Origin of the sequence: Tissierella creatinophila DSM 6911, assembly GCF_001940565.1 — a bacterium.
In the GTDB taxonomy this organism is placed as follows: Bacteria; Bacillota; Clostridia; order Tissierellales; family Tissierellaceae; genus Tissierella_A; species Tissierella_A creatinophila.
On sequence record NZ_LTDM01000059.1, the window covers coordinates 106,425 to 118,574 of the forward strand.

4 protein-coding genes and 1 pseudogene are annotated in these 12,150 nt (G+C 34.0%); all 5 read left to right on the forward strand.

Annotated elements, in window-relative coordinates:
- Nucleotide 1: 1 nt before the first annotated feature.
- The 5 genes and pseudogenes from TICRE_RS12990 to TICRE_RS11190 all read left to right on the forward strand — a co-directional run bounded on the left by TICRE_RS12990 (nucleotide 2) and on the right by TICRE_RS11190 (nucleotide 12,041).
- Nucleotides 2-6,376, forward strand: a complete 6,375-nt coding sequence (locus tag TICRE_RS12990; protein ID WP_233120202.1) for a helicase-related protein — start codon at nucleotides 2-4, stop codon at nucleotides 6,374-6,376.
- 565 nt (nucleotides 6,377-6,941) lie between these two features.
- Nucleotides 6,942-8,609, forward strand: a complete 1,668-nt coding sequence (gene ltrA / locus TICRE_RS11180; protein WP_075728102.1) for a group II intron reverse transcriptase/maturase — start codon at nucleotides 6,942-6,944, stop codon at nucleotides 8,607-8,609.
- A gap of 95 nt (nucleotides 8,610-8,704) precedes the next feature.
- Nucleotides 8,705-9,184 (forward strand): annotated as a pseudogene (locus TICRE_RS13895) (helicase); the annotation flags it as partial.
- Nucleotides 9,185-10,279: 1,095 nt separating this feature from the next.
- Nucleotides 10,280-10,450 carry a hypothetical protein gene (locus TICRE_RS13315; RefSeq protein WP_158016534.1) on the forward strand — a complete coding sequence of 57 codons (171 nt, stop codon included), beginning with the start codon at nucleotides 10,280-10,282 and terminating at the stop codon, nucleotides 10,448-10,450.
- Entirely contained in the window at nucleotides 10,440-12,041 is a 1,602-nt protein-coding gene (locus tag TICRE_RS11190) for a JAB domain-containing protein (protein ID WP_075728104.1), read from the forward strand. The genes TICRE_RS13315 and TICRE_RS11190 overlap by 11 nt, the downstream gene beginning before the upstream one ends.
- The last annotated feature ends 109 nt before the right edge of the window (nucleotides 12,042-12,150 follow it).

A 12,150-nucleotide genomic window follows, 5' to 3' on the forward strand; every position in this document is an offset into this window, starting at 1 on the left:
CATGAGGATAAATGATTTTGAGCATTTTATACAAGAAATCAAGTCAAGGGTTCTCTCTAATAGTGATGAGTATATTTCACTTATGAGAACTATTGGAAATAATTATAAATATGATTTTACTAGCCAACTTAGCATCTATGATAAGAATGCTAGTGCAAGAGCCTGTGGAGAATTTGATTTTTGGAGAAAGAAATTTAATAGAACTGTAAAGCGTGGAGAAAAAGGAATTCCTATATATAAGAGTTATAGAGAGTATGGTAAAGTAACCTACATCTTTGACCTTAACCAAACAGTATCAATGTCAAGAGCCACAAATCAAGTTGAGTTATGGGAATTAAGCAATGGAGAGGTTAGCTTAAGGGAAACTTTAGGGTTTGATGGTGCTTTTAATGAAGATGAAATAAAGGATATGACAATAGATGAAACCCTTGAAAATATTGCATATACAGAAGTAATAAATAGGGGTAATTATATTTTAAATGAACTTAAGGTAGCTCCGAGCCATAGGAAGGTATTTAATGATTTTCTTACAGAGTCTATAAAAATAGGGTATGCTAGCAGACTTGATATAAATTATGAAGTAGATAGAAATAAGATTAATAGTGTTCTTGGAAGTCTTGATGAAATTTCCTTAACAATAGTAGGAAATGAGTTAAATTCAATGGTTGAAAGTATCCTTGAAAGAACAATTACTATAGATAAAGAAATTGATAAAAATAAGGTGCTGACAAAAAGACTAGCAGAGCGGTACAATGAAAATATAGAAGATAGAGGTAATGAAGAAAATATAGGAGGGATAGACGATGGATTTCGAGGAGAGACTGGAAGCATACCAGAAGGAAGAGAAGATAGAGAACGAATATCAGATGATTTTTGGACAATGCGAAACACAGGAAGGGATAATCCTGAAGATGAAGGAAGTATCGGAAGAAGTTCTGATGAAAGATCAGACCTACCAGACCCACAGATTCGCCAAGGTCAGACTGAACTTCATGGCAGAGGAGAAGGAGGATTTATTCCAGGAGATGTTCCTAGAGAAGAGCCTAATGAAACACCTACTAGAGGTAGAAGAGACAGCCAGGAACTTTATAGAGATGGAGAAACCAAGGATGATGGAGAGCTTTGGGCTGACAGAGAAATTAAAGGAAGAGGATCAGATGAAGTGGGTAGGACTGATGGAGAATCTCAATCATCAGCTGAGGGAACTAGCAATGAAGGAGTACGTTTACAATTAGATGAAGAAATAAGTAAAGATAGGGACCAGGAGGTAGACGATAAATCTACTTCCTTTTTTATTCCTCAATATTATTCAAAGGTTAATCCTAGAGAACTTATGAATGATGAAATTTTAGAAAAAGTTCCTAGATTAGGAGAAACAGGAGAGATATCTGTAGGAGATAAAGCAGTCCATGCAGCTTATATTATTCCTTTTAAAATTAACTGGACCTGGTATTTAACAGAGTATGACCCTGAAACAGAAGATGCCTTTGGTCTTGTAATAGGTATGGAGCCAGAATGGGGTTATTTTAATCTTAGGGAGCTTAGGGAAGTAGGAGCAGAAAGACTTATTCTTGAAGATTTTCCTAAGACATTTAAAGAACTAAGAGACAGTGAACTTAAAAAACAGTTAAGTGAAGAAGAAATTCATAGGGTATTTTTTGGAGAACTTGATGACTTTACAAGAGATGAAGCTTCACAGGAGGTAGATCCAGAAATTCTTTTTATGCAAGGGGAAGATCAGATAGGGGAGGAGCTTATTGCAGCAAAAGTAGGTACAGAATTTATTATAATTCCAAAAAGCTATCTTAGTCATATAGAGCTTGATGAGGATGAAAGACCGATTTTTCTTGAGGGGATAGAGTATCAACTTTACAAGGGAAAAACATTTGAAGATTCAAGAAAAATAGAGCTTTTTATGGATGAAGAAGCTTATAAGACCTATAAAATAAATGATTATCTTATAGATATAAAAGACCAACAATTAAATAGAGAGCCTATTGCTAGGGATAGTGTTATAAAAATGTGGGATAATCCCTTTATTGTAAAAAGCATAAAAGAGGAACTTCTATCTATTGAAATCCTTCCCTATGAACTTAAAGATGGGTATATTCTTGACGTAAGACAGGTTAGAAGACTTCAATTTGAGGATATAGATGAATTAAATGAATTTCTTTATACTGCAGAGCTTTATGATTTTGATGAAGAAAAATCTAAAGAAGTAGAGCAACTGACTTTTTCTCTTGACAACTTTGAGGATGATAGGGATAGGCAAGAAAAAATCATAGAAGAGGCAAGGGGCAAAAACTTTGTAATTACTGATGAAATACTAGCTGAAAGTCTTCCACCACAAGAAAGATTAGAGAATAATATCAATGCTATAAGGGTTCTTAAAATATTAGAAGAAGAGGATAGAGAGGCTAGTAAAGAGGAACAAGAAACCTTAGCTAAGTATGTAGGCTGGGGTGGTTTATCGGATGTATTTGATGAAAGCAAAACTGGCCAATGGGAAAGAGCTAGAAATTTCCTTAAAGATAACCTAAGTCTAAGTGAATATGAAGCTTGTGAAGAATCAACACTTACGGCCTTTTATACTCCTAAAGTAGTAATGGATGGGATTTATCAAGCACTGGAAAACATGGGATTTGAAAAGGGAAATATACTTGAGCCTTCATGTGGAGTTGGTAGCTTTATGGGTAGCCTTCCTGAAAGTATGAAGGGGTCAAAGATTTATGGTGTAGAACTTGACAGTATATCAGGGAATATAGCAAAAAAATTATATCCAGAAAATAAGGTCCAGGTAAAAGGATTTGAAGAAACTTCATTTTCTAATAACTTCTTTGATGTAGCAATAGGTAATGTTCCTTTTGGTGAATTTAAGGTAAACGATAGAATATATGACAAAAACAATTTTTTAGTACATGATTATTTTTTCGCTAAATCAATAGATAAGGTTAGAAGTGGGGGTGTTATTGCCTTTATTACTTCAAGTGGGACAATGGATAAAAAAGATGATTCTGTTCGTAGATATATAGGTGCTAGATGTGATTTTCTAGGAGCAATAAGGCTGCCTAACAATACCTTTAAAGGTATGGCGGGAACAGAAGTAACCAGTGATATTATCTTCCTACAAAAGAAAGATTCAGTAATAGAAAAAGAAGAGCCTTGGTATGAGCTAGAAAGGGATGAATATGGTCTTAGCTACAATAGCTATTTTGTGGAAAATCCTGAAATGATACTAGGAGAAATGCTAGAGGTACCAGGAAGATTTGGTAATACTATAACTTGTAAAGCAAATGATTATCACGATTTAAGGGCTAAACTCTTTGAAGCAATTAAGAATATTAAAGGGAAAATAGAACCTATAAAGATAGAAAGAGAGGATGGGGATAGAGAGCCTGAAATTATTCCAGCTGATGATAATGTAAAGAATTTCTCCTTTACTGAAAAAGATGGAAAGATCTATATGAGAGAAGATTCCATAATGAGGGAGGTTAATAGGAACGATAAGGACCTGGATAAGATTAGAGATTATATTGCCCTTGGAAATGCCCTGAGAGATGTGATTGATTCACAATTGGAAGATAGAAGTGAAGCAGAAATTAAGGAAACTCAAGAACATCTAAATAAGATCTATGATGCCTTTAGCAAAGAGCATGGTTATATCAATGGAAGAATGAATACTAGACTCCTATCTGAAGACAGCAACTTTGCACTTATTTCAAGTATTGAAAAGTTAGAAGAAGGAAAGTTTCAGGAAAAGGGAGATATATTTACAAAACGTACTATTAAAAAAGCTATTCCTGTAAGCCATGTAGATACACCAGATGAAGCACTTATTCTTTCTATAGCGGAAAAAGGAAGAGTAGACCTTGACTATATGGGAGAGCTTACAGATATTGATGAAAAAACCTTGGTAGATAGCTTAAAAGGAAAAATCTTTCTTGATATTAAGGAATTTGATAGAGAAAATAATGCCCTACCCTTTACTGAAAAAGAAAAGCATAATCCTATGGCTTTTAATTATGTAAGTGTTGATGAATATTTAAGTGGGAACATAAGGGATAAAATAAATGTCTTAGATGAATATATTGAAACAATTGAAAGAAACCTACGTTTTATAGATGATAATGATGGCACTAATCTAAGAGAAACAGAAAATAATTTATTGAATTTAAAAACACAAAGAGCAAGTCTTAAAGAGGTAATGCCAAAGGAACTTACAGCATCAGAGATTACAGTAAGACTTGGGGCTACCTGGGTACCAGCCAAAGATGTGGAAGAATTTATGTTTGAAACCCTTAAGACACCAGGATTTGCAAGATGGGATATTAATGTTAGATACTCACCCTTTACTGCTGAGTGGAGGATAGAAGGAAAAAGTAAAGATGGAGGAAATGACCTAGCAAACATGACCTATGGGACTAGTAGGGTAAATGCCTATAAAATCATAGAGGATGCTTTAAACCTCAAGGAAACCAAGGTATGGGATAGAGTTACTAATCCAGATGGTAGTACATCTTCCTCACTGAATAAAAAAGAAACTATGCTAGCTAGTCAAAAGCAGGAACTTTTAAAAGAAGAGTTTAAAAACTGGATATTTAATGAGCCAGATAGAAGACATCGTCTAGAAAAAATATATAATGAAAAATTCAATTCAGTACGCAATAGAGAGTATGACGGTTCTAATCTTCATTTTGAGGGAATGAACACAGGTATTATTCTAAAAGATCATCAAAAAAATGCAGTAGCTAGAACCCTTTATGGTGGCAACTCTCTTCTTGCTCATACTGTGGGAGCAGGCAAGACCTTTGAAATGATAGCCTCAGCAATGGAATCTAAAAGACTTGGAATGAGCAGTAAAGACTTATTTGTAGTTCCTAATCATTTAACTGAACAAATAGGTAGAGATTTTATGGAACTCTATCCTGGAGCTAATATTATGGTTGCTACAAAGAAAGATTTTCAGCCTAATAACAGAAAAAGGTTTATAGGAAAAATTGCAACAGGGGAGTATGATGCAGTTATTATAGGTCATTCACAGTTTGAAAAGATTCCTATGAGTAAAGAATATCAAGAGAACCATATAAGAAGAGAAATAGAAGGGATACTTGATTATATAGAAGAGTATAAGTATGACAGAAGTCAAAATTTCACAGTAAAGCAACTTCAAAACACTAAGAAAAAACTTGAAGGTAGACTAAAGAAATTAAATGATGATTTTAAAAAGGATGATGTAGTAACCTTTGAAGAACTTGGTGTTGATAAGCTTTATGTAGACGAAGCCCATAACTACAAAAACCTATTTCTTTATACAAAGATGAGAAATGTGGCAGGAATAGGGCAGAGTGAAGCACTTAAATCTTCTGATATGTTTATGAAATGTAGATATTTAGATGAAATGACAGGTGGAAGAGGGGTTGTATTTGCTACTGGAACTCCAATATCCAACAGTATGACGGAACTTTATACTATGCAAAGATACTTACAATTTAATGAACTTGAAAAGAATAACTTACAACATTTTGATTCTTGGGCTAGTACCTTTGGTGAAACCGTAACAGCAGTAGAACTTTCTCCTGAAGGAGATAAGTATAGGGCTAAAACAAGATTTAGCAAATTTTATAACCTTCCTGAACTTATGGGCATGTTTAAAGAAGTAGCAGATATTAAAACAGCAGATATGCTCGATTTAAAGGTTCCTGAAGCTGAATATGAAACAATAGTGACAATGCCTACAGATGAACAGAAAGAAGTCTTAAAAGGCATTTCAGAGCGTGCTGATAGGGTAAGAGATAGAAGGGTTGAGCCAGAAGAGGACAATATGTTGAAAATTACTAATGATGGTAAAAAGTTAGCATTGGATCAAAGGCTTATCAATTCCCTACTACCAGATGATCCAGATAGCAAGGTCAATGTATGTGTTAAAAATATTTATTCCATATGGGATAAAACAAGGGATAATCGTTCAACGCAACTGGTATTTTCAGATATGTCAACACCTAAAAACGATGGTAGCTTTAATGTATATGATGATATAAAGAAAAAACTTTTAGATATGGGAGTTTCTGAAAAAGAGATAGCCTTTATCCATGATGCCAATACAGAAAAACAGAAAGATGAATTATTTTCAAAAGTAAGAAAAGGTAATGTTAGAATTCTTTTAGGTTCTACTCAAAAAATGGGAACAGGTACAAATGTGCAAGAAAGACTTATAGCTATCCATGATCTTGATGTACCCTGGAGACCAGCTGATTTAGAGCAAAGGGCGGGTCGTATAGTAAGACGTGGCAATAGAAATGACAAGGTAAAAATATTTAGGTATGTTACTGAAAATACATTTGATAGCTACCTCTGGGTGCGACATGAAGTCGCCTAATTAATTGTCTGGCACTTTGACTAGACCAACTTTTCCGTAAGTTGAGCCTAATATCAACTGCATTACTGGTAACGGTAGTGTGGTAAGCTGATATGAAAATGTAGCCCTATTTAGAGGTGAAGCCGTGAGGCAGAACCGAAACTGTTAGCACAATACGGTTAGGGAGCAGGCTCGATGGCATGGTTAACGTAAGTGAACTACTGATAAACGTCGTTAAGGTGAACAGGCTAAAGTTGCTGATAAGCCTGAACCAAAATGGTACGCAGTCGGATAACCCTTTCCATAGTGGGGTTACACGGACATAAGACTGCCGGCGAAGAGGTAGAACCTAAACCATCATTTATTAATTAGGCGGAACATGGTAAGCCCGTATTGTTGCTTTTAGCAAAGCAGACCGCAAGGAATGCCGATAGCAATGCGGGTAAAGGAAAATGGAAAAAGCGAAGGCCATGCGGTAATAGCATGGATAGGAGTTTAAATGTTACTCCACACGAAAGTGGGCAGACTTCCATTCGGTTTTTAATCACAAGAGAATTTTTAGAACTTTTGAAAGGAGAGAAGGCAAATGAACGCAAAAGCGTGTGCTACTTCTGACAGAGCGAGGAATTGGGAAAGTATTGACTGGAACAAGGCTCTAAGCGATGTTAAAAAGCTACAAATGCGTATTGTGAAAGCTCAAAAGGAGGGCAAATATAATAAAGTAAATTCTTTACAATATTTGCTTACTAATTCATTTTATGCAAAGGCATTAGCAGTAAAAAGGGTAACTGAAAACCAAGGAAAGAAAACACCTGGTGTTGATGGAGAATTATGGTTAACATCAGAAGCTAAATTCAAAGCAATATCGAGAATGAAACGTAGAGGGTATAAACCAATGCCCTTAAAAAGGATTTATATTCCAAAAAGCAATGGTAAAAAAAGACCTTTAAGCATACCAACTATGCTAGATAGAGCTATGCAAACACTCTATAAATTTTCATTAGAGCCAATTGCAGAAACAGTTGCAGACCCGAATTCTTATGGGTTTAGACCCAAAAGACGTACACAAGATGCAATTGAACAATGCTTTACTAGTTTGAATAAAGGTAAATCTCCTAAATGGGTACTTGAAGGCGATATTAAAGGGTGTTTTGATAACATCAGTCACAGATGGATGATGAATAATATTCCAATGGATAAAGAAATACTTAGGAAATGGTTAAAAAGTGGATACATCGAAACACAAAAACTTTTTCCAACTGAAAAAGGAAGTCCACAGGGTTCACCAATTTCACCAGTAATTAGTAACATGGTTTTAGATGGTCTAGAGATAGTTCTCAAAGAAAGATTTTCTAAGAAAAAAGTGAATGGAAAGTATCATTTTCCAAAAGTTAACTTTATTCGTTATGCTGATGACTTTATTGTAACAGGAGAATCTAGGGAATTGTTAGAGTATGAAGTTAAACCATTAATTAAAGAATTTCTAAGAGTCCGTGGGTTGGAACTTTCGGAGGAAAAGACATTTATTACACATCTCCATGACGGATTTGATTTTCTAGGTGTTAATATAAGAATGTATGATGGAAAGCTCTTAACAAAACCTTCTAAGAAAAATTATGAGGCAATTATTAAGAAGATTAGGAATATAATCAAAGATAATCCTTCAATGAAACAGGAGCTACTGATTAGAAAACTCAATCCTATTATTAGAGGTTGGGTTAACTTTCAAAAGTTTAATGTTTCTGCAAAAGCGTTTGAAAAACTCGATTATGAAATTTGGCAAAGTTTATGGAGTTGGTGTAAACGAAGACATCCAAAGAAAGGCAGAAGATGGGTTGCAAAAAAGTATTTTCATACAATCGGTAATAGGACATGGAGTTTCAGTGTCCCTACTAGAGATAAAATGGAAAACGGTGAAGATTTCTTTATCAGGTTAATTTATGCAACAAATACTGATATAAAAAGATTCACTAAAATCAAAGCAGCGGCCAATGCTTTTGACCAAGAATGGGAAGATTATTTCGTTGAAAGAGAAGAAAAATTGATGAGAAATGAAATCAAAGGGAGAAGAATCATTAGCAAATTGTGGAATGACCAAAAAGGACATTGTACACATTGCAACGGGAAAATCACCCTTGAAACTGATTTTAGAATTTATCAGTTTGGTCTTGATAATAAGGTAAAACAATTGGTTCACCCTGATTGCTACGAAAAGCTAAAAACACAAAAGAATGAAAAAGAGTTGGCCCTTTAATTAGGGCTTATAGAAACTTGAGCCGTGTGAGGGGGAAACTCTCATGCACGGTTCTTAGAGGGGAAGGCAGTAGAGATATTGCTGACCCACTCGACCAAACCATAGAGAATAAGCAAAAATTTATTTCTCAAATTATGACCTCTAAAACACCTGCTAGAGTGGCAGAAGATGTTGATGAGAACACCTTATCCTATGCTGAAATTAAAGCCCTTGCAACAGGCAACCCCTTAATAAAAGAAAAGATGGACCTAGATATTGAGGTTACAAAATTAAAGATGTTAGAAGGAAATTATAAGAGCAATCTATATAGCCTTGAAGATAAAATTATTAAGACCTATCCTAGGGAAATTGAAAAGTATGAAAGACTTATAGAAGGTGCTAAAGAAGATATTAATAGAATCGTGCCACAGGGAACAGGAGAAAACAAATTTACTTCTATTAAAATTGGTAATGAACTTATTAAAGATAGGAAAGAAGCAGGAGATAGGATTTTAGAAGCGGTTAAAGGGATAAAGCTTAGAGATAAGAAAGTTATTGGAGAGTACAGGGGATTTCCTATAGAGGTAACCTATAGCATTATTGCTAATGAACATAACTTTAACTTAAAAGGTTCTAATAATCATTATGGGGACTTGGGCCAAAACAGGGATGGAAATATTACAAAGATGGACAATGTAATAGATAAAATTCCAGATAGTTTAAAAAGCTTTGAAGAAAGACTTATAGCTACTAAAGAACAATTTGAAATTGCCAAAGAAGAAGTAAAGAAGCCTTTTGATAAGGCAGAAGAACTAAAAAATAAAGTATCAAGATTGGCTGAAATTAATAAACTCCTAGATATGGGTGAAGTAGAGGAACTGGAAAACTTAAGTCCACTCATTGAAGATGTTAAAAGAGCCATAGTTGATTATTTAAATAAAGAATTTGGCGAAGATCATGCTTATGAAGATTTTAATACACTTTTTCCAGATGAAGGTCATATTGGGCTTGCCTATACAACTACAGAGGATGGTAACCATGAAATACAGTATGAAATAAGCCTTAAAGATTATTCCTGGACACAATATGTAGATAATAAAGAAATATCTCATAGGTCTTATCTTGAAGATGAAGATGGCGGGACAGTTAATAAGGAACAAGCCCTTGAAGCCTTTCTTTTAGACCTTAAGTATGGGGAGTTTAATGACTATGTAAGGGTCGATGAAAATGATTTAAGGGAAAAATTAGGACTTGAAATAGATGATGATGGAAATTATTATGATCCACTTGAAAAAGACCTAGATAATGATGGTATACCAGATAGGTATGACAATGATTTTAGGAGCAGCAACTATTTTGAATCTACCTATGATGTAGATGGTCTAAAAAAAGATGATAAGGAGTCTACACTTGTAAAACTTAAAAAGTATAAGGCAAAGGTTAGGGAGGAATTTAGTCTGTCACAGGAGGACATAGACAAGGAAAAGGATAAGGGTGCAAGATAATATAAAACTTTATTTTTGGTAAATTCTATGAATTTATTAAAAATAAAGTCCACAGGGGTTATTAGGGGGTGTAGCCCCCTGATGCCCTGACACAAGCTCTGAGGAAACTCGGAGTTTTTCCTTTTTAAAAAACTATAAATACATTGTTAAAGAGAATTATAAATGAAAACCGTAAGGAGGAATATTATGTTTAATGAAAAAAACAGGCTACTGGAACACTTTGGTCTTAATAGCTATGGAGAAATAATGACCTATATTAGGGAAAATCCAGAGGATAAAAAGGTTAAGGAGATAAAGGAGTTATTTGAAACCCATTCTATAAACCTTGATGAGGAGGCGGATAGGAATGAAAAATAATTTATATAGGGAATTTAATTGTAATAGCAAGGAAGAACTTTATGAAAAAATAAAAAGACAGGATGATGAGATAAAACCTCTTTTAGAATTCTTAGATTATGCCAAGTCCAATATTAAAAACAATAAAAAAGCAATAGATAGTCCTGATGTCTTAGTAGATTATATAAAATCAACAAACTTACCTACTAAAGATACCGGGACTATTATTTTTGTAAATACAAAGAATCATCCTGTTCATCTAAAGAGAACTAGGCTAAGTTGGAAAAACAGTGTGAAGGAAACTTTAAAGGAAGGTTTAATGGCAGGGGCTAATAGGGTATTCATGGCTTTTTCTAGTGAGACTCCCTACGAAAGAATGGAAGAAACTAAAGATTATTTTGAAAAAATAGGTATGAAAGTTATAGATACCATAAATTATGGAAAGGAAAATAATAGTTTCTTATCTAAAAAGGTAGGCAAAACCTACTATCCATCTATGTCTTATGGATTGGCTAATGATTCAGAAGTAGTTTATGGTAAAAAAGATTATAGTTTGAAAAACAAATATGAGGATTTTACAAGTTATCTAGCTAGTAATGAGTTAATAGATTTAAATGTAGTAGAAGATATAGATGCAATAAAGGAGTTATTAAAAATAGGGTTTCAACACCATCAACAAGAAGTCTTTGGTATGTTAATCTATGATAGCAATGAAAAGATAATTGGAGCTGAAGAGCTTTTTAAAGGGTCTACTGATGCTTCAATTGTAGACTTAAAGATTATGGCTAGAACATTGTTCAACTATCAAGATGTAAAAGGATTTGCAGTGTTTCATAATCACCCTAGTGGAAATCCTACTCCTAGCAGTGAAGATATAGCCATGACTAGGAGATTAGAAAACATGACTGAAATATTTGAATTAGAGCTTCTAGATCATTTAATAGTAGGTAGGGAAAAGACCTTATCTTTTTCACAGGAAGTTAGTGGCTTTCTAAGCAATAATACAAGCTATCAGGATAAGATGGAAAGAATGTCAACTGTGAAGGAGGACAAGTCCATCTATGATGGTGAAAAGGCTATTGTAGAAGTAGGAGATAAGATTAAAACTGCACTATCAGATGAAACCATTGTTTTAGATGTAGATAAGGATAATGCTATCTTATTTGATGGAAGACAATTTGTTGAAGTTTTTGGCTTACAATGTGATAACGATAAATTCTTTTGGAATCAAGGCAACTACTCTGATAGCTATCCTCAGAAAAAGGATGGTACAGTAATTGATAAAATAAATAAAATAGTAGATGAAGACTATGAAGGTTTTGTTAAAGCTATGATTACTATAGAGAATGGTATAGAGGATCCAGAACTACTAGATGAACTTTATGACAGATTTATGAATAACGATGGAGTAAATCTAATCAATGACTACTTTGATGAACTTATATATGACCTAGAGTATGATATTACAAGTGGTAGAGAAAAGGATATTGAGCCAATTGAAATGTCAAGTAAGGGGAAAGAAATTTTTAATAAAATAGATGGCTTTGTAGATGCTTATACAGATTTATCTAATGCTATGTATGATATAGATTATGGTGCGACACGTTTGTAGTTGAAAAGACTACACACTAAATTTATATTTAGGAGAACTAATACTCTGAGCAATTAAATGAGAAGGTAACGCTTTGAAGAATTGCCATTAATACTACGGTATGCAGTTG